General features: G+C 36.4%; 22 protein-coding genes. 5 read left to right on the top strand and 17 right to left on the bottom strand.

Annotated elements, in window-relative coordinates; translation table 11 throughout:
- Window positions 1-462: 462 nt before the first annotated feature.
- The 5 genes from A9C19_RS04910 to A9C19_RS04890 form a co-directional block, all read right to left on the bottom strand.
- Complete coding sequence (locus A9C19_RS04910; RefSeq protein ID WP_072578904.1) at window positions 463-939, bottom strand: MaoC/PaaZ C-terminal domain-containing protein; 477 nt, start codon at window positions 937-939, stop codon at window positions 463-465.
- 197 nt (window positions 940-1136) lie between these two features.
- Window positions 1137-2075 carry a malate dehydrogenase gene (gene mdh / locus A9C19_RS04905; RefSeq protein ID WP_072578903.1) on the bottom strand — a complete coding sequence of 313 codons (939 nt, stop codon included), beginning with the start codon at window positions 2073-2075 and terminating at the stop codon, window positions 1137-1139.
- A 106-nt stretch (window positions 2076-2181) separates the two neighbouring features.
- Window positions 2182-3453 (bottom strand): NADP-dependent isocitrate dehydrogenase, encoded by a 1272-nt coding sequence (gene icd / locus A9C19_RS04900; RefSeq protein ID WP_072578902.1) that lies wholly within the window; start codon window positions 3451-3453, stop codon window positions 2182-2184.
- Between the two features lie 206 nt (window positions 3454-3659).
- Complete coding sequence (gene citZ / locus A9C19_RS04895) at window positions 3660-4778, bottom strand: citrate synthase (protein WP_072578901.1); 1119 nt, start codon at window positions 4776-4778, stop codon at window positions 3660-3662.
- Window positions 4779-5509: 731 nt separating this feature from the next.
- On the bottom strand, window positions 5510-5974 hold the full coding sequence (locus A9C19_RS04890) for a DUF441 domain-containing protein (protein ID WP_072578900.1): 465 nt from the start codon (window positions 5972-5974) through the stop codon (window positions 5510-5512).
- Between the two features lie 322 nt (window positions 5975-6296).
- On the opposite strand from A9C19_RS04890, the gene ytvI reads away from it, so the two are divergent.
- Window positions 6297-7406: a sporulation integral membrane protein YtvI gene (gene ytvI / locus A9C19_RS04885; RefSeq protein ID WP_072581747.1), complete on the top strand. Its 1110-nt coding sequence runs from the start codon at window positions 6297-6299 to the stop codon at window positions 7404-7406.
- A 335-nt stretch (window positions 7407-7741) separates the two neighbouring features.
- Here ytvI and A9C19_RS04880 read toward each other — a convergent pair whose 3' ends face one another.
- The 8 genes from A9C19_RS04880 to dnaE all read right to left on the bottom strand — a co-directional run bounded on the left by A9C19_RS04880 (window position 7742) and on the right by dnaE (window position 19201).
- Window positions 7742-8128 (bottom strand): FxsA family protein, encoded by a 387-nt coding sequence (locus A9C19_RS04880; RefSeq protein WP_072578899.1) that lies wholly within the window; start codon window positions 8126-8128, stop codon window positions 7742-7744.
- 251 nt (window positions 8129-8379) lie between these two features.
- Entirely contained in the window at window positions 8380-10140 is a 1761-nt protein-coding gene (pyk, locus tag A9C19_RS04875; protein WP_072578898.1) for a pyruvate kinase, read from the bottom strand.
- A 106-nt stretch (window positions 10141-10246) separates the two neighbouring features.
- Window positions 10247-11206 (bottom strand): 6-phosphofructokinase, encoded by a 960-nt coding sequence (gene pfkA / locus A9C19_RS04870; RefSeq protein WP_072578897.1) that lies wholly within the window; start codon window positions 11204-11206, stop codon window positions 10247-10249.
- A gap of 345 nt (window positions 11207-11551) precedes the next feature.
- Entirely contained in the window at window positions 11552-12529 is a 978-nt protein-coding gene (gene accA, locus A9C19_RS04865; RefSeq protein ID WP_072578896.1) for an acetyl-CoA carboxylase carboxyl transferase subunit alpha, read from the bottom strand.
- Complete coding sequence (gene accD / locus A9C19_RS04860) at window positions 12523-13395, bottom strand: acetyl-CoA carboxylase, carboxyltransferase subunit beta (protein WP_072578895.1); 873 nt, start codon at window positions 13393-13395, stop codon at window positions 12523-12525. Before accD ends, accA begins: the two co-directional genes overlap by 7 nt.
- A 224-nt stretch (window positions 13396-13619) precedes the next feature.
- Window positions 13620-14246 carry a FadR/GntR family transcriptional regulator gene (locus A9C19_RS04855; protein ID WP_072581746.1) on the bottom strand — a complete coding sequence of 209 codons (627 nt, stop codon included), beginning with the start codon at window positions 14244-14246 and terminating at the stop codon, window positions 13620-13622.
- 16 nt (window positions 14247-14262) lie between these two features.
- Window positions 14263-15492: an NADP-dependent malic enzyme gene (ystJ, locus tag A9C19_RS04850; RefSeq protein WP_072578894.1), complete on the bottom strand. Its 1230-nt coding sequence runs from the start codon at window positions 15490-15492 to the stop codon at window positions 14263-14265.
- Window positions 15493-15853: 361 nt separating this feature from the next.
- Window positions 15854-19201, bottom strand: coding sequence for a DNA polymerase III subunit alpha (gene dnaE / locus A9C19_RS04845; protein WP_072578893.1), 3348 nt, complete (start codon window positions 19199-19201; stop codon window positions 15854-15856).
- A gap of 483 nt (window positions 19202-19684) precedes the next feature.
- Here dnaE and ytrH point away from each other — a divergent pair, with 483 nt between their 5' ends.
- The 3 genes from ytrH (at window position 19685) to A9C19_RS04830 (ending at window position 20876) form a co-directional block, all read left to right on the top strand.
- Window positions 19685-20020, top strand: coding sequence for a sporulation membrane protein YtrH (ytrH, locus tag A9C19_RS04840; protein ID WP_072578892.1), 336 nt, complete (start codon window positions 19685-19687; stop codon window positions 20018-20020).
- Window positions 20017-20526 carry a sporulation membrane protein YtrI gene (gene ytrI, locus A9C19_RS04835; protein WP_072578891.1) on the top strand — a complete coding sequence of 170 codons (510 nt, stop codon included), beginning with the start codon at window positions 20017-20019 and terminating at the stop codon, window positions 20524-20526. Before ytrH ends, ytrI begins: the two co-directional genes overlap by 4 nt.
- Before the next feature lie 161 nt (window positions 20527-20687).
- Entirely contained in the window at window positions 20688-20876 is a 189-nt protein-coding gene (locus A9C19_RS04830; RefSeq protein ID WP_072578890.1) for a YtzJ family protein, read from the top strand.
- A gap of 276 nt (window positions 20877-21152) precedes the next feature.
- On the opposite strand, the gene A9C19_RS04825 is transcribed toward A9C19_RS04830, so the two are convergent.
- The gene (locus tag A9C19_RS04825) at window positions 21153-22091 is read right to left on the bottom strand and encodes a DHH family phosphoesterase (RefSeq protein ID WP_072578889.1); all 939 of its coding nucleotides are present in this window, start codon (window positions 22089-22091) and stop codon (window positions 21153-21155) included.
- 203 nt (window positions 22092-22294) lie between these two features.
- Here A9C19_RS04825 and A9C19_RS04820 point away from each other — a divergent pair, with 203 nt between their 5' ends.
- Window positions 22295-22600 (top strand): YtpI family protein, encoded by a 306-nt coding sequence (locus A9C19_RS04820; RefSeq protein WP_072578888.1) that lies wholly within the window; start codon window positions 22295-22297, stop codon window positions 22598-22600.
- Between the two features lie 218 nt (window positions 22601-22818).
- Here A9C19_RS04820 and A9C19_RS04815 read toward each other — a convergent pair whose 3' ends face one another.
- The 3 genes from A9C19_RS04815 to A9C19_RS04805 all read right to left on the bottom strand — a co-directional run bounded on the left by A9C19_RS04815 (window position 22819) and on the right by A9C19_RS04805 (window position 25241).
- Entirely contained in the window at window positions 22819-24135 is a 1317-nt protein-coding gene (locus tag A9C19_RS04815) for a CBS domain-containing protein (RefSeq protein WP_072578887.1), read from the bottom strand.
- 85 nt (window positions 24136-24220) lie between these two features.
- The gene (locus A9C19_RS04810; RefSeq protein WP_145925777.1) at window positions 24221-24463 is read right to left on the bottom strand and encodes a hypothetical protein; all 243 of its coding nucleotides are present in this window, start codon (window positions 24461-24463) and stop codon (window positions 24221-24223) included.
- Between the two features lie 94 nt (window positions 24464-24557).
- Complete coding sequence (locus A9C19_RS04805) at window positions 24558-25241, bottom strand: metal-dependent hydrolase (RefSeq protein ID WP_072578885.1); 684 nt, start codon at window positions 25239-25241, stop codon at window positions 24558-24560.
- Between the last annotated feature and the right edge of the window lie 7 nt (window positions 25242-25248).

Below are 25248 nucleotides of genomic sequence, written 5' to 3'. Positions count from 1 at the left end.
CCAAGATTATATTTCCCTTCAGATGAACCATTTAAGCTTACTCTCTCTATTTCTCTCCTTCATTATCTCTATTCTAGCGAATTGTTGCGATAAAGGGCAACTATTGTTGTAGAAAAGTACACAAACTTGTTTTCCTAACGTTAAGTAAGGTAGTACTCCATAAGTAGTGCTAGGTAATACATGTTTTAAGCCTTGTACAGATAGTCAATGTTAGTAAACCTTCTAATCTTCTACTCTTAGGAAGATTAGCTTATAGCCTCGGAGGCGGCAGTCTAAGCAAAACGATTTCGTAACGATTGCCCTTTTTCATACGGTTTAAGGCATTGGACTTTTTCTTGCAAAAAGACTGATGGGGGGGCAAAGCACTTAAGTATGTTCTCGTACGCTACACACCAAAAAACGCCCAGTCACTCTGAGCGCAAATAACCAGTTGAACATATTGAACTTAATAGACTGGTAAGCCTAAAAATTTTCCAATGCCTTTCCATCCATAGATTTTACTTTAACAGGGGGACATACAATGATTTTAGCTTCAAGCACCTTTTCTTCGTCTCCATTCACAGCGTCAACCATAATGTTTATCCGGTTCTCTTCTTTCTTAACCTCCAAAACCTCAAATGAAAATTTAACAATACTGTAATGATAGACTGGCTTATGAAATTCAATTTCTTGTTTCACAATATGACTACCGGGACCAGGTAGATATTTTGAAATTGCTGATGTTATGATGCCAGTAAGCATGATACTAGGGACAAGTGGTTTTTCATAAGGAGTTTGAGATGCATAATCATGTTGAATGTAAAGAGGGTTAGAGTCATTTGTTAAACCTAAGTACAATAATAAATCCTTGTCTTCTATTTTCTCCGTGAGGGATAACTTTTCTCCCATTTTTATTTCTTCAATATGTCTACCAAGCTTTCGCTTTTTACCTAGTAGCATGTGTGCACCACCTTAAAAAATGTAATGACATGGATCAAATGCATGTTGCAAAAAAAAAACATTTTGGCTAGGACAAAAAATAGTTCACTTCTTCTACTACAAGAAGAAATGATGTAAATGCTTTCATTTTACAATAGAGTTTTTGGAGAGGAGAAGAGAATTGAAAGCAAACCTTCTCCTTTCCCTTTCACATCCTTTTAGGACAATAGCTTCATCACACTTTTAACAGAGTTAGCCGATTTTGTTAAAGCAGCCATTTCTTCTTCAGTTAAATCAAGCTCAATTATTTTCTCTAGACCATTTCCACCAAGGATTGTCGGTACACCTAAGTATATACCTTCAAAGCTATATTCACCCTCCAAGTAAGCAATTGTTGGTAAGACACGTCGTTGATCCTTTAAGATTGCTTCTACCATCTCTACTAAGGAAGCAGCTGGTGCATAATATGCACTTCCGTTACCTAATAAGTTAACGATCTCTCCACCGCCTTTACGCGTTCTCTCAACAATTTCCTCCAAACGAGACCTTGACATCAACGTCTCTAGAGGAATCCCTCCTGCATAAGAATAGCGTACTAGTGGCACCATATCATCTCCATGACCACCAAGTACAAATCCAGTCACATCTTTAACAGATACATTCAGCTCCTGAGCAATAAACGTTCTAAAACGCGCAGTATCTAATACCCCAGATTGACCAATTACTCGATTCTTTGGAAAGCCTGATTCTTTGTAGACGCTATAGGTCATAGCATCAACAGGGTTCGTCAAAACAATGATTATACAATCCGGAGAATATTTTACGACTTCACGTGTTACATTCTTCATGATTCCCGCATTGGTAGCAACAAGGTCATCACGACTCATGCCTGGTTTTCTTGCAATACCAGCAGTAATAACGACGATATCTGAATTTGCTGTATCCTCGTAGTTAGACGTACCTGTAATGTTTGCATCAAAGCCTTGTACAGGACTAGCTTCAAGCATATCTAACGCTTTACCTTTAGTTGGATTTTCCATCTGTGGAATATCAACTAATACAACATCCGCAAGCTCTTTTTGTCCTAAAAGAAAGGCAGTCGTTGCTCCAGTAAAGCCACCACCGATGACAGAAACCTTTTTACGCTTAATTGCCATAAATAACATCTCCTTATTTATGTATAAATTTATAGAAAGGGAGCTTGGTTAGCCCAAGTTCCCTTTCGTCAACAGCTATAAAACAGTATGTTCTATTAGCTTCATATTAATCCATGTTTTTAATAAGCTCATCACCGAACTCTGAGCATTTAACTTCTGTTGCACCTTCCATTAGGCGAGCAAAGTCATATGTGACAACTTTAGAAGCAATTGTTTTCTCTACAGACTTTGTTACAAGTTCTGCTGCTTCTGTCCAGCCTAAGTGTTCTAGCATAAGAACCCCTGAAAGAAGGACAGATGATGGATTTACTTTATCTAATCCAGCATATTTCGGAGCTGTACCATGTGTTGCTTCAAAGATAGCATGGCCTGTTTCATAGTTAATGTTTGCTCCAGGAGCAATTCCAATACCACCAACCTGAGCTGCAAGTGCATCAGAAATATAATCTCCATTTAAGTTCATTGTCGCAACAACATCAAACTCACGTGGACGTGTTAAGATTTGTTGTAAGAAGATATCAGCAATAGAATCTTTTACAATGATTTTACCTGCTGCTTCTGCATCAGATTGCGCTTTGTTTGCAGCGTCTTTACCATCAGCTTCGACGATACGGTCATATTCCGCCCAAGTAAATACTTTATCTCCAAACTCTTTCTCAGCAAGCTCGTAACCCCAGTTTTTAAATGCACCCTCAGTAAATTTCATGATGTTACCCTTGTGAACTAAAGTAACAGATTTACGACCATGTTCAATCGCATAATTAATGGCTGCTCTTACTAAGCGGCTCGTTCCTTCTTGAGAGACAGGTTTAATTCCGATTCCAGAAGTTTCTGGGAAACGAATTTTGTTAACACCCATTTCTGTTTTTAAGAAATTGATTAATTTTTCAACTTCTTCAGATCCTTTAGCATATTCAATACCAGCATAAATATCCTCTGTATTTTCACGGAAGATAACCATATCTGTATCTTCAGGGCGCTTAACAGGTGACGGTACTCCTTGGAAGTAGCGTACAGGACGTAAGCAAGTGAATAAATCTAGTTCTTGACGAAGTGCCACATTAAGAGAACGAATTCCTCCACCGATAGGAGTTGTTAAAGGTCCTTTAATCGCGATTAAGTATTCACGGATAACATCTAATGTTTCAGCAGGTAACCATTCACCTGTTTGATCAAATGCCTTCTCTCCAGCTAATACTTCTTTCCAAACGATTTCCTTTTCACCGTTATATGCTTTTTCAACTGCAGCTTCTAAAACTCGTGAAGCAGCTGCCCAAATATCTGGACCAATACCGTCACCCTCGATATATGGAATGATTGGATTATTTGGTACGTTTAATACACCATTAACTGTTGTAATTTTTTGGCCTTGTGACAAAACAATTACCTCCTAATATATGTAGTATTCTTAATCTATTTCAGGAATAGATTATTTCACATTTAAGTATAGATGTTTTTCAATCTTTTTGCAGGGGGAAACGTAAATTTTATATAAAATTCAACTTTCAGGTAACGATTTCATTCGTTATTCCTAAACCAATCTCCTTTTTTAAAGGAGATTGGTTTATTTTTACCTTTTATTGATTAACCACGTTGTTCTAATGGAATATATTGTTGCTTATCAGGACCTACGTAATCAGCACGAGGGCGAATTAGGCGATTATTATCATATTGTTCTAGAATATGTGCTAACCAGCCAGAAACACGGCTAACTGCAAAGATTGGTGTGAACAAATCATGATCAATGCCTAAGCTATGGTACACAGATGCTGAATAGAAATCTACGTTTGGTGGTAGCGGCTTTTTAGATGTAACTAGTTCTTCCACTTTCGTAGACATTTCATACCATTTTGGCTCACCTGTTAATTTTGTTAGCTTTTCAGACATTTTCTTAAGATGCTTTGCACGTGGATCTCCTTGACGATAAACCCTATGCCCAAAGCCCATAATTTTTTCTTTATTTGCAAATTTTTCATTGATATAGCTTTCTACGTTATCTACTTCACCAATCTCTGAGAGCATTTTCATAACAGCTTCGTTAGCACCACCATGTAATGGTCCTTTTAACGCACCGATTGCTGCCGTGACACCAGAATACACATCAGAAAGTGTTGCTACACAAACACGTGCTGTAAATGTAGAAGCATTTAACTCATGATCAGCATGTAAAACAAGAGCTTTATTGAAAGCTTCTATTGCGATATCATCTGGTTCTTCGCCAGATAAAGTGTATAAAAAGTTCGCTGCCATAGATAAGTCTGTTCTTGGCTCTACAGGCTCTAACCCTTTTCGGATACGAGCAAATGTTGTAACAACGATTGGAAGCTGTGCTTGTAGACGAATTGCTTTTCTATAATTTGCTTCTGTATCCATTACATCTGCTTCTTCATCAAATAAGCCCAGTAATGATACAGCTGTGCGAAGAGCTGCCATTGGGTGTACATTGTTGATAGGATATGTTTTGAAGTGGTCAATTACTTGCTGTGGAATCTTAGCATTTTCCGCAAGCTGCTGTTTAATTTGAGATAATTGATCAGTATTTGGAAGTTTTCTGTGCCATAGTAAATAAACTACTTCCTCAAAGCTCGCATTCTCCGCTAAATCATCAATGTTATACCCAGCATAAGTTAAAGTATCATCAATAATTGAACTAACAGATGAAGTAGTTGCTACAATACCTTCTAGACCGCGTGTTACTGTCATATAAACTCTCTCCTTTACCTTTTATTCCCCATTTTTCATCATCTAGTAAGTTAAAAGATCCCCTGCAATAAATGTTCATTCGCTCATTCTGTATGTAACAGAAAGACCTATGAATGATGGAAAACCTCTTATTGAGATACCCTTCATATTCATTCTTTTAAACTTTCGATGATTGAGCGCTTGCTCAAATATAGGCACTCCTTAAAAAGAAAATGCTTACATTTTAACTCTGCAAAATAGTCACAAAATGATTACAGCTGTGACTATAGATGTGTATCAATCTTTCATTTTGATCAATACTTTATTTCCTATGCTCTTCATACAAAGTAGCATAGTTACAGGCAAATTTATAACACCTATTCCTATTATAAACAATTATCAGACTTTTGTGAATGAAAACCATTCTAAAGATATAAATTTTTTAGAAAAATGTTTTTTTAGGAATCTTGCAATTTAAACCGCCCTCTGTTTATTAGGATATCATAAATTTGTTATATTAGTGTATATTTTCTCTCAAGTTCTTCCCATTATCTTTCCTATCATCCTTTATAAATGAGCTCAAACGATACTAGATAGGGTTCTATGGAAGCCCATGTATTTGTATAGTGTTTTCGCTTAGACTTAGCAGAGGATTGCTGCCAAAGTGGGACCTGGACTGTCTACTTAAACGAATGAATAAAGCCTAAAAAAATTACATTTTACTACTAAAAATCATTATGTTTCTATACCAATTAAGTACTAAATAACTTCACAATTTGCATGGCAAGGTACGCAATTCCCGCTCCAATTAAAGGTCCAACTGCCACTCCATTAAATAAAGCTACTGCTAATATGGTTCCGATCACTAGCGCAGTTGTGATATGAGGATCTTCTGCTAATAATGATAATCCACTCTTAGCAATTAATGCAACGACCATTCCAGCACCTAGAGCAATCCATGCATAAGCAGATTTCAAAGCATCTGCTAGTTGCTTAAATCCTATTTCACCTGTAGCGATTGGGACCAAGACAGCAATTGTAATGACTGTTACACCCCAATTTATTCCCTTTGTTCCAATAGTAGATAAAAACTTGGAATCTACTCCTAGCAATTTAATGAGCAGTAAAAATCCAGTTGCTACCATTAATGATTGATTCTTAGCTATGATCCCTATTACAAGTAAAATAAGTATGAATAAATTTGCTTGATTAAACATGTAAAAAACCTCCTTCATTAAGAACAAAATAAGCCCTTGAACAGACTATGAAAAAAAGACTTTGTGAACTTAAGCTGATAGTGTTTCATTTAAACATCCTTCACATCGGGCTCTATTAAAAGGATTTGCACCCACTACAATGAATACCGCCTTCATTTAAAATAATCTTGCCTTTCCTCCAAATCGTACGTATAAACAAGCTGTTATTATAATACACATTTTAATGGAAGATCAAAATATTCCTTTTCGTTCCAACTTCAATTCTTCTTTTGTTTATAACACGACTAAGACCAATCCTGGAACAACAATGGAGGTGAATGTAATAAATATTCAGTATGTCTATAGCACACTGCGGTTTATCTTACTAGCAGGTGTCACCTTATTGAGTGTCTTTTTATGCTTCTATGTATCTACCTTAACGTACCCATTTATCATTGCACTATTTCTAGCAATGATCATTAATCCATTCGTTAACTTCCTACATCATAAAGGGAAGCTACCAAGAGGGCTATCTGTCATTATTTCCTTACTTTTATTAATAAGTATAACAGCTGGTGTGTTAGTTTTATTAATTGCCGAGATTGTTACAGGTACCTCTTATTTAGCAAAAGTCATCCCTGGACATCTCGATCTTTTTGCCGTTTATATTGAAACATTTATCGTGACAAAAATTATGCCGATATACAACCAGCTAATGGCAGCATTTAATACCCTTGGAACAAGTCAACAGCAATCTATCATCATTAATATCCAAAATATTGGAGAACAAATCGCTTCTAGTGTAGGACAATTTATTAAAAACTTTTTGGAAAACATTCCAGCAATTGTGAGCTGGTTACCAAATGCAGCCACCGTGTTTATTTTTTCATTACTTGCCACTTTTTTTATAAGTAAGGATTGGTATAAATTCAAAACAGCTCTTTCTGTCTTTATGCCCCAGAAGGCCAAAAAAAGCGGTCGTACGATTTATGATGAACTAAGAAAAGCATTGATAGGCTTCATCAGAGCGCAAGCAACATTGATTTCCATCACTACTAGCATTGTGCTGGTTGGGTTACTCATTTTAAAGGTGGACTACGCAATCACCATTGCTCTAATCATTGGTATAGTAGATCTCCTGCCTTATTTAGGTACAGGCTTAATTTTCGTTCCATGGATTATTTATTTATCCTTTAGTGGAAGTCTCCCGTTAGCAATAGGGTTGGGTGTTCTCTATATAATTGTGATAATCCAAAGACAAATCATGGAGCCTAAAATTCTTTCATCTACAATAGGTGTTGACCCTCTCGCTACACTTATCTCTCTATTTGTCGGTTATAAGCTACTCGGTTTTTTAGGACTAGTTGCAGGTCCTATTGCACTCGTGATTATTAAAACATTGTATCGTGCTGGTATTTACAAAGATGCTTGGAAATTCATCACAGGAAAATAGATTCTCACCTTTGTGAATATCTCTAGAACCTTAATTATAGCCAGTAGCCTACCTTAAATTATTCCACCGATTTTAACGTTTAATTTCAAAAATAAGGTTGTCGCACAAATTGAAATTTCAAATTTTGCGCGACAACCTTGTCTTAAAATAGTAAAACTATAATCAATTTTGTAATGCTTATTTTAAACAAACAAAGACCTATAGAATTTAAATACCTTCTACATTTTGGAGATCTCTTTCTGCGTCTTGAAGCCTTTTGAACCTCTAATTATTTTATTTACGAAGTGAATTCACTTACTAAGAATTACTTACACACACAATTAGTAGGATAGCCTTTATCTAATAATTGTTATTTGATTTTTATCTATCATATTCTTAATAAACTTTAATAAGAGTGGCTTTATTTTATTTCGAGTAAATGGTATTAACAACAAAAAGCCAGTTGTGTCTGTAATAAATCCAGGTGTAAGGAGTAGTAATCCTCCTACCAATATACAAAGACCGTCTATAATAGCAGCTCCAGGAATTTGTCCAAATTGCATTTGCTGTTGGGCATTTCTTAGTGTTTCCAATCCTTGTTGTTTAGCTAGCCAAGCTCCAAGAACTCCTGTTAGTATAATCAGTAAAATGGTTGGTATCGCACCTATTGTTCTCCCAGAAAAAATAAGGACACCAATTTCTAAGGCTGGAATTACGATAATCAATAGCATTAATAACCTCATAGCTCTATCACCCCAATTATCTTTTTTTAGGCTTTTCCATGCTTAAACCTCTCCCCATCTCCACATCAATTGCGGTAACTGTAAGGATATAGGAGTATAATCTTTGTTGCTCAGGAAGGCGCACTTGCATTTTAAAGCATTCACCTTTTACACGTAAGAAAATCAACGAAGTGCAAACAATCAATCTGAACCTTTACCATAGAAAAAAGAGAAGGATTTCCCTTCTCTTCATTCTATCATTAATTCTATTCTTATAGTACGCTTGCGTGTCCTTCGTAAACAACCCCACGGATTGCATCAACTGTAATATCTTGACCATCTTTTAATGTAGAAGTTGCACCTTCAACTCCAACTATGACTGGTATTCCAAGACTTAGACCCACAACAGCGGCATGACTCGTTAAGCCACCCTCTTCTGTAATTAAAGCCGAAGCTTGTTCTAATGCCTCCATCATATCACGATCTGTACACTGAGATACAAGGATAGAACCTTGAGACATTTTTTCTTTTGCTTCTTTAGCTGTACTTGCTACAACTACTTTACCGAAAGCAGATTTACGTCCAATTCCTTGACCTTTAGCGATCACATCACCAATAACATGAACCTTCATTAAGTTTGTTGTTCCTGCTTCACCGACTGGTACTCCAGCAGTAATAACGACAAGATCTCCATGAGTGACAAGACCACTGTTAATTGCTTCAAGAACAGAATGGTCAAGCATTTCATCAGTAGTAGTTGAAACGTTTCCACTTCTTGGATACACTCCCCATACTAATGCTAGCTTTCTAGAAACTGATTCAGAAGCAGTAACTGCTACGATTGGAGACTTAGGACGATACTTAGAAATCATTCTAGCAGTATGGCCACTTTCAGTTGGAGTAACAATGGCAGAAACACCTAAGTTTAATGCAGTATATGCCGTTGATTGTCCAATTGCATCCGTTACAGTAGTGCCTACTTGAGAGCTGCGCTTAGAAAGGATTTGTTTGTAATCCAATGCTTGTTCCGCTCTTGATGCAATGTTATGCATCGTTTTAACCGCTTCAACTGGATAAGTACCAGCAGCTGTTTCACCCGAAAGCATAATAGCATCTGTTCCGTCAAAGATTGCATTAGCTACATCACTTGCTTCTGCACGTGTAGGTCTCGGATTACGTTGCATACTATCAAGCATCTGAGTAGCAGTAATAACCGGTTTCCCTAATGCATTACATTTGCGAATTAATTCTTTTTGAACTAAAGGTACTTCTTCTGCAGGAATCTCTACTCCAAGATCGCCACGAGCTACCATTAACCCGTCAGAAACCTCTAGGATTTCATCGATGTTATCTACACCTTCTTGGTTTTCAATCTTAGGAATGATTTGGATATGTCCTGCATGATGTTCTTCAAGAAGTTCGCGAATTTCTAATACATCTGACGCACGTCTAACGAAAGAAGCTGCAATAAAATCAACATCCTGTTCAATTCCGAACACGATATCTTTCGCGTCTTTTTCAGTGATTCCAGGAAGCTTTACGCTTACACCAGGTACGTTTACTCCCTTTTTATTTTTCAACGTGCCACTGTTATTAATTTTTGTTTTAATTTCACCGTTTGCATGATCTAAGCTAATAACTTCAAGTTCAATTAAGCCATCATCTAATAGGATTGTAGAACCGATATGAACATCGTCAATTAGTCCTTCATATGTAACAGAAAATTTCTCAGTTGTTCCAATTACTTCTTTCATGGAGACAATGATTTCATTTCCAGCAACTAATTCAACTGCACCGTTTTCCATAGTATTTGTACGAATTTCAGGTCCTTTAGTGTCTAAAAGAATTGCTACATTCTTGTTAAGCTTTGCTGCTGCTTCTCTAATATTGACAATTCGTGCCCCATGCTCTTCAAAGTCTCCATGTGAAAAATTAAGACGAGAAACATTCATTCCTGCTTCCATTAACTCCGTTAATTTCTCTACAGACTCACTAGCTGGACCAATCGTACAAACAATCTTTGTTTTACGCATTTATTATTTCCTCCTACATTCTAGTCAATTTAGGGACAAGACAATAAGCTTGCCCCTCCCTCGGTTCACTTTATGATTATTTATGAAAACGATACCATTACATGTATTATATAGAAAGTTCTTTAGATAATTGATACATGTTTTCGTCAATAGTATGTGGTTGGTCTAAAATCTCAAGAATATCGTGGTGAACAAGTTCATTCTTTTGAATACCAACGCAACGTCCACCTTTTCCTTCAAGAAGTAGCTCCACTGCAAAAGCACCTAGTCTACTTGCTAACACTCGGTCAAATGCTGATGGAGATCCACCACGCTGAACATGACCTAGAACTGAAACTCGAGTTTCAAATGAAGTAGCTTCTTCTACTTGTTTGGCGATTTCCACACCACTACCTACTCCTTCAGCCACAACGATGATACTATGCTTTTTCCCTCTTTCATGTCCACGTTGAAGACGAGAAATGACATGATCCATGTTATAGTCTGCTTCTGGAATTAGGATGGTTTCTGCTCCACCTGCAAGTCCTGACCAAAGAGCAATATCACCAGCATGTCTTCCCATTACTTCAATTACATATGTACGTTCATGTGAAGTAGCTGTATCACGAATTTTATCAATAGCGTCGATAACAGTATTTAAAGCTGTATCGAAACCGATTGTGAAATCAGTACCAGGAATATCATTGTCAATCGTACCCGGAACACCAACACATGGGAATCCATGCTCAGTTAATTTCTTAGCTCCCATATACGAGCCGTCTCCACCGATTACAACTAGACCTTCAATACCATGCTTCTTCAACTGTTCGATCCCTTTTTTCTGACCTTCTACAGTTTTGAATTCAGGACATCTTGCAGAATATAACTTCGTACCACCACGATGGATAATATCTCCTACAGAGCCTAATTCTAATTTTTCTATTTGTCCTTCAATTAATCCAGAATACCCATGAAAAATACCATAAATTTCTACATTATGAAAAATAGCCTTACGTACTACAGCACGTACAGCTGCGTTCATACCAGGGGAATCTCCTCCACTAGTTAGGACACCAATTTTTTTCAACCTCTTCACCCCACTATAATAAAATAGCATTATTAATACTTATAAAAAATACCATGAATAATTTGTTATCACAACAAAAGTCGAATTGTATTTTTTTGTCGAATAACCTTCTTATGAACCTTTTTCATTATACAATAAATTATCTACTGTGTTTATTGAAATATGTAATTTTATTAAATTAATTGTCCCTCATCATGACATCATCACATAAGGATTTCCAAAATAATTCATTTTTTATCTCATTTATGATTTACGTATAGTGAAGCTAAACTAGCTTGCCTGAGTTATTTCCTTTCCTCTTTCACTTACGAAAAGAAAACGTGGACTATTAAGTCACACGTTTATCTATTTTACCCCAAGAAGCTCGTTTGCAAACGAAACTTCCCCTATTTTTTTATACTTATTATAACGATGTTGAATTAGCTCTTCACCGCTTAATTCCAGCAATTGTTTCAGAGAATCTCCAATCACTTTCTCAATATTTAATGCTTGTTGACGTATATCCTTGTGAGCGCCACCTTTTACTTCAGGAATAATCTCATCAATGACTCCAAGTTCCTTTAAATCAGGCGCTGTTATTTTCATTGTCTCTGCTGCCTTCTTAGCTAAACCGGAGTCCTTCCAAAGAAGTGCTGCAGCACCTTCTGGTGAGATAACGGAATAGGTTGAGTTTTCAAGCATATGAATATAATTCCCTACACCCAATGCAAGTGCACCACCACTTCCACCTTCACCTATGACAATACAAATTACAGGAACAGATAACCCTGCCATTTCAAATAAATTTTTAGCTATGGCTTCACTCTGACCTCTTTCTTCTGCCGCTTTTCCTGGATATGCACCTTTTGTATCAATAAAACAAATAATCGGTCGTTTAAACTTATCCGCCTGTTTCATTAATCTTAAAGCTTTTCGATACCCTTCTGGATGTGGCATTCCGAAATTTCTTCGGATATTCTCTTTTGTATCTTTTCCTCGCTGATGACCAATGACAGTAACTGGATAATCTCTAAACTTTGCTATCCCACTTACTATCGCATCGTCATCACCGTAATATCGATCCCCATGACATTCGAAGAAATTGGTGAAAATATGTTCGATATAGTCAAGAGTTGTCGGTCTGTTTGGATGTCTCGCAATTTGAACTCTATCCCATGGTTTAATATTCGTATAAATCTCACTTTCTAGTTTTTCTAAACGAGATTCTAATTTTTCAATTTCAGAAGATAGATCAACATCTGATTGACTTGTAAATTCCTTTAGCTCACTAATCTTCTTCCTTAGCTCGGTCACTGGTTTTTCAAATTCTAATTCTCCTACCAATTGATCTCACCTCCCGATTGATGAATGTCTAGGATATTCCCAAGAGTGTCTTTCAGATCTTTTCGATCAATCACTGCATCTAGCTGGCCATGCTTTAAAAGAAACTCAGCAGTTTGAAAATCATCCGGAAGCTCTTCACGAATTGTTTGTTCAATAATACGGCGTCCAGCAAACCCTATTAACGCACCAGGCTCTGCAAAGTTATAATCTCCTAAAGAAGCAAAGCTTGCAGAAACACCACCAGTTGTAGGATGTGTCATAACAGAAATAATGAGACCACCATTATCACTAAAAAGTTTTAGCGCTGAACTCGTTTTTGCCATTTGCATAAGGCTTAGAACACCCTCTTGCATTCTAGCACCACCTGAAGCAGTCAAAATGATAAAAGGAAGTCCCTTCTCATTTGCTCGTTCAATAGTACGGGTAATTTTTTCACCAACAACTGATCCCATACTCCCCATTCTAAAGCTAGCATCCATAATAGCGACTGTTGTTTGGAATCCATTAATGGAGCCCTCACCTGTTACGACAGCTTCATTTTGCTTTGTTTTTTGACGATCTTTTTCAACCTTTTCTTCATACCCTGGAAAGTTCAGCGGGTTTTGCGACATCATTTCCTTATCATATTCAACAAAGCTACTTTCATCAAAAAGACTCTGGATACGTTCTTTTGCATTCATCTGGTGGTGATGACCACAGTTCATACATACTTTTAAATTTTTATTAAGTTCTTTCGTATACATAATCTTTTTACAGCTTGAACATTTTAAGACAATGCCCTCAGGAACATCATGTTTTGCCTGTTCAGAAGGGATGGATGCATACTTTTTCTTTTTAGGTTTCGTCGTAAATAAATCTTTTAGCATAATGGTACCTCCCTTTTCAAAAGCTAGTTACTCTAATTTATCTAACAATCATCCAAAGAGTAACTAGCAATCCTAGCATCAATAAAAAAGTCTTGTCTAATAAAACGAGACTACCATAACACCAATGGTAGCTCATCATCTATCCTTTCCTATTTAGAAGAGTGCTGTAATAAAATCTATTTTAAAGAACACGTAGGTGTTTTATTGTAGAAGCTTGTCAACACCTATTCGACATTTTCTGTAAGGGCTAATTTTGTATAGGCATCCTTAATTTGTTCTTCATTTTTTTGATAGATAGAGTGAACAAATTGTTCAAGAGCTTCAGACGAATAGGTTTTATCCTTATTTCGTGTGGAGACAAAGCTTACATATTCATTTAACACTCGCCAAACTCTATACAGTAAATGATTATTAGCCAGTTGTACTAGCTCACTCATTGTTTCATACCTTGTTAACCCATTAACAGAAATTTCTTTCTTAAGAGTTAGTAGAGCATCACCATGTTCTTGCTTTAATAAAAGTGAGATGGCATTATTCTCGAGCATTGTATTCAGTTCTAAAATATCATCTATTGCTTTTGTACCTTCTAAAATAAAGGTCCCTAGCAATTCAATTAATGTGTGTTCTCTAAAATCCTTTAAGAACGTTCCTTCGCCTCTTCTTGTTTCAATCATCCCTAGTAATTCAAGGGCTCTAAGGGCTTCTCTTACGGATGATCTTCCAACCTTAAGCTTATCAGCAAATTCCCTTTCAGAAGGAATTTTATCTCCATAAGAAAGATGGTTTTCAGATATATATTTCCTAATATAACTTAAAATTTCTATATAGGCTTTCGATTGTGGTGTTGTCAATAAACCATCACTCACTTTATTCAATAATAGCAAGTTGCCTTGTTTTCTCTGCAACTTCCTCTGGGTCAACCATAATTCTTGCAACCCCGGTCTCCATTGCCGCTTTTGCTACAGCAGAAGCAACAGCAGGTGCAACACGAGGATCAAAAGGAGCCGGTATAACATATTCAGGACGTAATTCATGTTCAGAAACTAAGGAAGCAATCGCCTCAACCGCAGCGATTTTCATTTTCTCATTTATATGAGTTGCTCTAACATCAAGAGCTCCTCTAAATATACCTGGAAAAGCTAATACATTGTTTACTTGATTAGGGAAATCAGATCTTCCTGTCCCTATAACCATTGCACCGGCAGCTTTAGCATCTTCTGGCATAATTTCAGGTACAGGATTTGCCATAGCAAAAATAATAGGATCTTCATTCATGGATTGAATCATTTCCTTTGAGAGAGCTCCTTCAACTGAAACTCCTATAAATACATCTGCCCCTTTTATTACATCTGCTAGTGATCCAGAGTGTTGATCTCTATTCGTAAACCTTGCCACTTCAGATTTTACATTATTCATTCCGAATGGACGATTTTCATAGATTGCTCCTTTGGAATCACACATAATAATATCTCGAACACCATAACGATATAATAATTTTATAATGGCTATACCTGCTGCCCCTGCTCCGTTTGCAACAACACGAATTTTCTCCATGCTCTTCCCTGCGATTTTCAACGCATTAACTAAACCTGCAACAGTCACGATCGCTGTACCATGTTGATCATCATGAAAGATTGGTATATTTGTTTCTTTTTTTAGTCTTTCCTCGATTACAAAACAATTAGGTGCTGCAATATCCTCTAGGTTCACTCCACCAAATGTTGGTTCTAAAAGTTTTACCGTGTTAACAATTTCATCAACATCTGTCGTGTTTAAGCAGATAGGAAATGCATCAACCCCTGCAAAGCTTTTAAATAGGACAGCTTTTCCTTCCATAACTGGTAAGGCCGCTTCTGGCCCAATATTCCCCAACCCTAATACAGCTGTACCATCTGATACAACAGCGACCATATTCCCCTTCATTGTGTAATCATATACTTTATTTTTATCATCGTAGATATCTTTACAAGGTTCAGCGACTCCTGGAGAATACGCTAAACTTAAATCATATGCATTCTTTACAGGTATTTTTGCCTTAGATTCTAATTTCCCCTTATTCACTCTATGAATATGTAATGCTTCCTCACGTAACGACATAATCGACACTCCCCTTGTAAGTTTCACATTGCAACACAAAATCTTTCGTAGAATAATTTTCGTTAGTGGTCTGACCACCTATAACAATATTAAATGATAACATAATTCCCTTTTTTGTAAAGGATAGAATAACCGTCATAACTAAATAGAACAATAGAACCATGTTACACGTATGACCATAGAATGAGAGCTACCACTATTCTTTATAGTATGTTAAAAAGCGAGCGAATCAGTAAAAGGAGGAGCTTGAGTCCTATCCTCTTTAAGGGTGAACAAAGTTCCCCCTATCTCCATTTAAGGTTTTTGCACCTTCTGGAGTAAATGCAACCAAACCCACTTCTTCCATTCACTTCTTTACAACTCATGGTCTGTACACTACATTTTCATTTCCTAATAAATGTCCTAGTTCACGTATACACTGTTCATTAGCAGAAACAAAATAATCTTTTGGGAGCTGAACGGTTTTCTTATCAACATCGTAATATAAATAGACAGGTATCTGACCCGGATCATTTGACAATAGTTCTTTAACCTCTTGTAATTTTTGCTGCTCCATACTTTCTTTATTAATTTTCAAGAATAATTTCCCTACCTTTTTAGGTTCAGGTAATTTGTCCACAGCTACAATCTCCTGGATAATTAACTGTTGCTTATCTTGTCGTACTTCAATCTTTCCTTTTAAAAATAATAAAGACTGGTTATTTAAAAGATGATGATATTTTGAAAATGTTTGCGGGAATAAGACAGCATCAAGTTCTCCTGACTCATCACCAAGTAATAAAAAGGCCATATTTTCACCTTTTTTTGTTCGAATAACTCGAACACTGATCACCATCGCCCCAACAGATGCTCTCCCACCATGAGTAGGTAAGTCAAGAATAAGAGTAGCACCTGCATGGTTCAAAACATGACGATATATTTCAACAGGATGACTTGAAAAATAAAAGCCTAGAGCTTCTTTCTCACTTTTCAGCTTTTCATCAATTTTAAATGGTTCTACCTCAATATATTTCGGCTTTAGCATAAACTCTTCTTCAATAAATAGATCAAACTGATTTTCATCTGATGGTTTCATGAGTTCTGCATGTTCAATCGCTACATCCAAACTTGCTAAAAGAGAAGCTCTATCTATCTCAAATTCGTCCATTGCTCCAGATAAAACTAGTTGCTCCATCGTTCTTCTGTTAACAATTTTCAAATTAACACGAATACAAAAATCAAATAGATCTCCAAATGATTTTTGCCTTCTAGCTTTGAAAATCTCTTTTATAGCAGCCACTCCAACACTCTTTACTGCAGCTAAACTGAACCTGATTGCTCCTTTTTCAACGAGAAATGGAAAAGCACTGTTGTTGATTGAAGGAGGTAATAGGTCAAACCCTTTCTGCTTTACTTCCCTAATATATTGCGCAATTTTCTCATCATTCCCGATTGCACTAGTTAATAAGGCTGTATAAAAATATAGGGGATAATTTGCCTTTAAGTAGGCCAACTGATAAGCAATCATGCTATATGCAACGGCATGACTCCGATTAAACCCATAATTTGCAAATTTAACAATTAAATCGTACACTTCATTGGCTATTTCTTCACTAAACCCATTCCCTTTGCATCCCTCAACAAAGTGAGTACGCTCAGCATCTAGTACTTCTTTCTTTTTCTTTCCAACTGCACGTCGTAAAAGATCTGCTTCACCTAACGAAAAGCCTGCGATTTGAGAAGCTATTTCCATAATTTGCTCCTGATATACAATAACACCGTAAGTGTTTTTCAAGATTGGTTCTAGAGCTTGGTGAAGATAGGTAATCTTTACACGGTGATGTTTTCTATCAATAAAGAGTGGGATGTTTTCCATGGGACCTGGACGATACAATGCATTAACTGCAACAATATCTTCCAAACTTGATGGTTGTAATCTCTTTAATACACTTCTCATCCCCTCTGATTCGAGCTGAAAGACACCCGTTGTATCGCCCGCAGCTAAAAGGGAAAAAGTGGATTGATCTTGATAAGACATGTTCGCTACGGGAGCGGAATTTCCTTCTACTTGTAGAATTAATTTTTTTATATTCTCAATAAGTGATAAGTTTCTCAAACCGAGGAAATCCATTTTCAATAACCCTAAATCTTCTAAATAATCCATAGAAAATTGGGTTAAATACACATTGTGCTGGCCGTCTTGGATAGGTACGATATCTGTTAATGGCCGGTCACTAAGAACAACACCAGCTGCATGTGTGGATGTATGCCTTGGTAAACCTTCAATTTTCAAGGCTGTTTGAATGATTTTATTTGTTAAAGGATCTTCATTAATCAATTTGGTAAGCTGATCAGATTCTTTAATGGTATCTAATAATGAAATTCCTGGGCGAGCCGGGATGAGCTTGGACAGGATGTCTGTCTCCTTTGGGGACGCCCCCATGACCCTCCCAACATCACGAATAGCAGCTTTAGCAGCTAATGTACCAAATGTTACGATTTGTGCTACATGTAGCTCCCCATATTTGTTTGCTACATATTGAATGACTTCATCTCTTCTCGTATCAGGAAAATCAATATCAATATCAGGCATAGTGATTCGTTCAGGATTTAAAAACCGTTCAAATAGTAATCGATGCTCTATTGGATCAACGTCGGTAATATTCAGAGCATAGGATACAAGTGAACCTGCGGCTGAACCACGACCAGGACCCGTAACAATACCATTTTCATGTGCATATTTCATAAAGTCCCAAACAATAAGAAAATAATCACTAAACTTCATCCGTCTAATAATATTCAGTTCATAGGTAAGTCTATCTTCATATTGCTTAGATATTTCACCCATTCGTTTTGTTAACCCTTCATAACAAAGCGTATGTAAATATTCGTCCGCTGATTCATTAGATGGGGTAGGAAACTTAGGAAGATGGGTAGCTCCTAATTCAATTGTGACAGAACAACGACCTGCAATTTTTAATGTATTTTCCAATGCATCAAGTTCGTCTTCAAAAAGGGCAACCATCTCTTCATGAGACCTTAAGAAATATTCTTCATTTTCATCCTGAGGGGTGTCTGACAACTTTTCATTATTTTTTATGGCTACTAAACATTGCTGTGCGATATAGTCGTCTCTTTCAAGGAATAAAACATTTGTGAGGGCTACTAATGGGATCCTTAGTTCTTCTTTAGTAAATGATAACACCCGTTCTAATAATCCGTGGTCTTTGTCTCTCTGTTTTCCAATCCCTAAAAAGAAGCAGTCTTTATGAAAGGTTTTTTGTATAGTTGAAAAAAGAGAAAGCAATTCTTCTCTTTCCTTATCCATGATAAGAAGTTGATTCACTTTATCCGTTGATGGAAACAAAGCAATCAATCCTTTTGCATAGCTTTTAAGCCACCTTTCAGGTAGACCATCCGGCGTTTTCGTTTGTATAGCACTACTAATTTTCACTAAATTTCGATAGCCCTCATTGTTCTCGGCCAGTAATACTAGAGTATATTTCTCATCATCCTCCCTAACCACTTGAATTGTAAGCCCAATAATCGGTTTTATCCCTTCCTTCATACATAGCTTGTAAAAAGGAATCACTCCGTACATGACGCTATCATCTGTGAGGGCCAATGATTTATATTGTAATTGTTTCGCTTTTTGTACAAGCGCATCTAGTCGAACTGAACTCGATAGCAGACTATAAGCACTTTTCACTTGCAAATGAACAAACGGCAACGTTTCTCCTCCTTTCTCTTTACTCTTCCTTACTATCTAATTGTCTTTGTATACACATTTTCAAATGGATAAAAATGTATTTATAGCTATTATGTATATCTGAAAGGCTATGTAACTGTCCTCATTATGAAAGCTTAACAGCTAAAAATGTAAATATTTTTTTAAAAAATACAGACTATGCTAAAGATGTACGATCATGTTTGTGAAAGAGTCTCCTTCTATTATATTCTCTACAGGATATTGACACAAATTAGAGCCACTGTTCAATATCGAATCTATTTTATCAATGCTTAGATTCATTTAATCATCGTTCTCTAAAAATATCCTTTAATGATAGAAAACACCTACTCTTTCTTTATATAAAAAGAGAAGACTTTGCACACATGTAGGTGAGAATTATTTTTTTCGAAACTAAACGAAATCAGCTTTTTCAAACATACTTAAAAAGGTTGTCCATATATATAGAAATAGGAGGTCGATAGTATGGACAAAGAAGCCTTTATGCCGGCATTTATTCATAGTTATTTTATTGCGCTTGGAGTGCTATTAGGTGGAACACTTATTGGAGCTATAGGTGCATTTTTAGCAGGAGAACCCCCCTTAACAAAAATGTTTGAATTTGCGAATCGCTTAAAAATCTGGGCACTTGTTGCAGCAATTGGAGGAACATTTGATGCCTTTTACAGCTTTGAACGTGGGATCTTTGAAGGTGAGACTCGAGATATCGTCAAACAAGTGCTACTAATCGTATCTGCAATGGGTGGCGCTCAAACAGGTTGGCACCTTATCGCCTGGTTAACACAGGAGCATTTACAATGAGAATTCCTCCCCATTATCGACAACCCACTTGGCAACGTTTCTTTGCTGGTGTCGCCATTGGAGCAATCATTAGTTGGGGTGTTTTTTTATTCATCTTTGGAACCATACAAGAACAGCACAGCACCACAATTGAGGAGCAGAAACAAGTGATCGAAGAACTAAATAAAAACAAAGAAATATACGAACAAGAATATTCTAAGCTTAATAAAGAGGCGAAAGAAAAACTAACTGTTCAGGAACTAACTGTTGATATTACAAATGGTGATAAGTATCACATAAAGGACTTCAAGGTTAAGAATATCGAAGATGACATTAAACAAGATTTAGCAGATATTGTTTTAACAAAAGATATTGAGTATATAACAAATAATCGATTGCTTATTGAAAGACTCATTGAAAATAAAATCATTAAACAAGAGGACGGAAAAGAGTACACATTTAAAATGACAAAATTCATCCTATATACGACGCTTATTATTGAAGTGGAGATTTTGTTTGTAAAATAAGACGACACAAAAATTTTAAGATATCCAAAAGAAAATCGTCGCAACATTCGTTTTTTTTGATAAAATAAAAATAGGAAAAACAAGGAAGGAGCAACTGCTTTTTTCATCCATGTTGACTTTCTTGTTTTTACTATACAACTTTTTGAAAAGGAGGAGAAATCATGAAAGTTCTAAATTCAAAGAAACTCGCTCAAGAAAAGCTTGATTCAATTAAAAAGGGTTTTTCCGCTTATGCCGAAACACCCGAGCTTGCCAACTTAATCAAAAAGGAAATACAAAATCAACAGTTAGATGTATATGAGGATGCGACAGAGTTTGGCTTTTGGTTTATTCCAACTAGAATAAAGTAACCGCTACCATATTTTACTTCCTACTTCCTTTTATGAGAGCATTCCTCACCCTCTTCCATACTAAAGCTTTAACGTCATCTCCAATAAAAAGATATAGATCATATAATACTTCTAATTTACTTATTCATTTGAACCGCATCATTCTTACTGGATAATAGTAGAGTAGTCATGCGGTTAATTAGAGCTTCATAATCGTAATTCTAACGAGTTGTACATGAACGACAAATAAGCGTGGATTCGCAAGGGAATTCACGCTTATTGTCATTTAATTGTTACTCACGCTTCCTGACATAAAGTCTCTAAATCTTTTAAAACAGATTGTGCTTCTTCCCAACTATATACGGAGGCACCTGAAGCTAATGGGTGTCCGCCACCGTTATATTTCTTTGCTAACTTATTTATCACGATTTCTTTTGAACGTAATCTTACACGAATTTGACTATCTTCTTCTACAAAAAACACCCATGCCTTAATTCCGTCAATATTGCCGATAATGCTGACTAATTGTGAGGCTTCTGAAGGAGTAACTTCAAATTCTTCTAACAAATCCCTCGTCATCATCATATGAGCTGCTCCTGATGGAGACATTGTGAAATTTTGCAGGACATACCCACTTAGCTTAGCGACATTTCTCTTTGTTTTGTAGAGCTCGTCATATAAAGGAGTCGGCTTGATGCCTAATGATATAAGAGCACTTGCATATCGGAATGTTCTTTCTGTTGTACTAGGAAACAGAAAACGCCCAGTATCCCCAACAATTCCTGCATATAAAAGCTCTGCGGCTTCTTTTGATAAATGAAGCCCATCTTCTTTCCCCTCTAAGTATAGTTCATAAATCATTTCACTCGTAGCACTCGCAGATGTATCAACCCACATTAGGTCTCCATATTGATCATCATTAGGGTGATGATCAATTTTTATCACTGTTTTTCCAGTACTGTATCTCTGATCGCTTACCCTTGCTTGATTAGCCGTATCACATACAATAACAAGAGCTTCTTTATACAAATGATCTTGGACGCTGTCCATTTTGTATAAGAATTCTAATGAAGGCTCTGTTTCACCAACTACATAAATTTTCTTAGTTGGGAATGATGCTTTTAATAGCTCCGCTAACCCGCATTGAGAACCGTATGCATCTGGATCAGGCCGAACATGACGATGAATGATAATTGTTTCATTCTGACGAATAGCTTCTAATATTTGTTGTTTCATCCATTTCTCCTTTAATTATATTTTCCTTATAACAGCTTACAACAAGTATGTTTAATACCTTAACAAAAGTAGTATATAAAGTATTAAATCATAAAAGTTAAAATTAAAAAAGAATGAAAAATCAGCCTTTATCAAATTCGTAGATTTCTAGATTATTCATGATACAATAATAGTGAGATTTCATACTTAATGGGGGATGTAATATGTCTGTTTTCGTAGCCTTAATTATCTTTTCTCTTGCTTTCTACCTTTTCTACAGAGTAAAAGCTTATAGATCAAATAAATATGTTGAAAAAAAATGGCTATCCTCCAAGGCTAGTATAGCCTTAGGGTTGTTTGTTACTTTTTTTGGAGTAAACCAATTTTTTCTTAATCGATCTACCATTTCTCTAGTAATAGGCTCGATATTTATTTTAATAGGTGTTGCTAGTGCATGGGCTGGCTATCGAGCTTACAAGCATTATTTACCACAAGCAGTTGAGGAAGCGAAGCAGCAGAATGCGAAATAGAGAGTAGAACAAGGGGGTGATTCAAAAGGTTGTTCAATAACGACCTTCTGGGCACTCTTTCTTTTTTTGTGAATAGACGTCCGCGGTTTTTTACATTTAACTTAATGAAAAAAATATACATATGAGAAAAGGCTAACCCAAGGTCTAAATCTAGACTTTGGGTCAGCCCCTGACCTATGAAACATTGTTGCTTCTCTAATCTAACCGTACACAGCTTCTTATCTTTCTATTAATTGAACCATCATCATTGCCTTACCTACTACAAGTCCATCACTATAAGCCTCTATATCAATCTTTCCAAACTTCCGACCAACCTCGAGTATTTTCGGATGAATTTCAAGCATTGACTCCATTTGAACGGGCTTTATAAAGTAAATTGTTATGTTTTCTACGATGATATCCCCTTTTTTCTGTGCACGTAAGTAGCGATTAACTGATTCGGTTACAAGAGTAGTAAATACTCCATAAGAAATGGTTCCCAAATGATTGGTCATTTGCGGGCTAACCTCACAGCGAAATACGTTGCTTCTTTTAGATTCATCCTCTATAGGCAAAAATTGATTCGTTACGATATCATCCAGCTTCTCCCCAATCTGTGGTTGCCTTTGGATCACCTGAAGGGCTTTTAGTACATCTTGACGACTAATCATTCCTTGTAGACGGTTTTGATTATCGACAACTGGTAAAACCTCAATCCCTTCCCATACCATCATTTGAGCTGCTGAAGCGACTGATGTTTTTCCGAGCACCGTAATCGGGTTTTTAGTCATGACTTTTTCAATCAACACCGAATGGTCATAGCCCATTATATCCTTTGACGTTACAATTCCATGTACCTTCCTATTTTGATCTATGACAGGAAAACGACCATGACCTGTTTCATAATTATGCTGATACCAAATTGATACCGTATCTTGTACATTGAGACAGATCGTTTTGTCCACTGGTGTGAGAATATCTTCAACTTGTACAATCTCTTTCTTAATCAACTGATCATAAATCGCACGATTAATCATTGTTCCGACTGTAAACGTATCATAGCTCGTTGAGATAATTGGAAGTTCTAGTTCATCCGCAAGTTTTTTCACATGATCTTCTGTGTCAAAGCCACCTGTTATAAGAACGGCTGCTCCAGCTTCTAGAGCATATTGATGAGCGTTCGTTCGATTCCCGACGATCAACAAGTTTCCTGCGCCCGTATATCGCATCATCGCTTCTAATTTCATTGCCCCAATAACAAATTTATTTAATGTTTTATGTAGACCAGCTCGTCCACCTAACACTTGTCCATCTACAATGTTCACCACTTCAGCATACGTTAATTTCTCAAAATTTTCTTTTTTCTTTGTTTCAATGCGAATAGTACCTACACGTTCAATGGTGCTCACATATCCTTTATTTTCAGCCTCTTTTATTGCTCGATAAGCTGTTCCCTCACTTACATTTATATCTTTTGCTATTTGACGTACGGAAATCTTTTCTCCAACCGGTAGAGAATTAATATATTGTAAAATTTGCTCATGCTTTGTAGCCAAGCTTCATCACCCTTTTTTCATGCATTCCTAACGGCTATCATTTTCCTTGTATGTCCTTTTATTATAAGGGTGATAGAAGCTTATATCAACGCATCATTTGGCGTTGTCTCTTTTTCTGTATATAATGCTTAACTTCCTTATCTTGTCTCATTGATGCTTGCTTAGGACGATATAAATAATGGGCAAGGTTTCCTCCAATGACAAACACCGCTAAACATAACCAACTCATCGCAAATACAGTTTCCATATGATTACCTGATAAAGTAATTTTCTGTAGGGCAAAATAGAGAGACATTAATGCAATCATCGCATAGAATAAATTTTTCACTGTCATCATCCCTTCTTCTTTTACTACATCCTATGCATGTACACCACAAAAAAGAAGTGAACATCTCTGCTCACTTCTCTTGGACAACAATTATTTACAGTGTAATCTTCTCTCCAGCTTTTAGAGCTAGACCTACACCTTCAGGTAACATTGAAACGAAATGATTTGGATCCTGTTTAATAAAGTCAAATGTATCATAATGAATTGGAACCACACGCTTTGCATGTAACCAGTTAGCTGCAATCTTTGCATCTTCGGGACCCATTGTTAAATTATCACCTATTGGTAAAAACGCCAAATCAATAGGATGTAATTCACCTATCATTTTCATATCAGAAAAAAGGGCTGTATCTCCTGCATGGTAAATGGTCTTATCATCACTTGTGAACAATACGCCTGACGGCATTCCCGTATAAATAACAGTTCCTTCCTCATCTTGATAACTAGATCCATGAAATGCTTGTGTTAGTTTAACCGTTCCAAAATCAAATTGATAGGATCCACCTATATTCATTGGATGATAGTTGATTCCTTTATTTCCTATGTAAACTGCTAATTCATACGGAGCAATCACTAGCGCATTATTCTTCTTTGCAATCTCAACCGTATCTCCTACATGATCATTATGACCATGTGTTAAGATAATCACATCCACCTCTATGTTCTCAACCTCTAGATCCGTCTGATTATTCCCATTAATAAAAGGATCAATTATGATTTTCTTATTAGAAGAAGTTCGTATCTGAACAACAGAGTGTCCATGAAATGAAATGTCCATACTCGTT

Origin of the sequence: Bacillus weihaiensis (assembly GCF_001889165.1) — a bacterium.
In the GTDB taxonomy this organism is placed as follows: Bacteria; Bacillota; Bacilli; order Bacillales; family Bacillaceae; genus Metabacillus; species Metabacillus weihaiensis.
The sequence above is the reverse complement of the archived record's forward strand: the minus strand, read 5'-3'. Positions and strand labels throughout refer to the sequence as shown.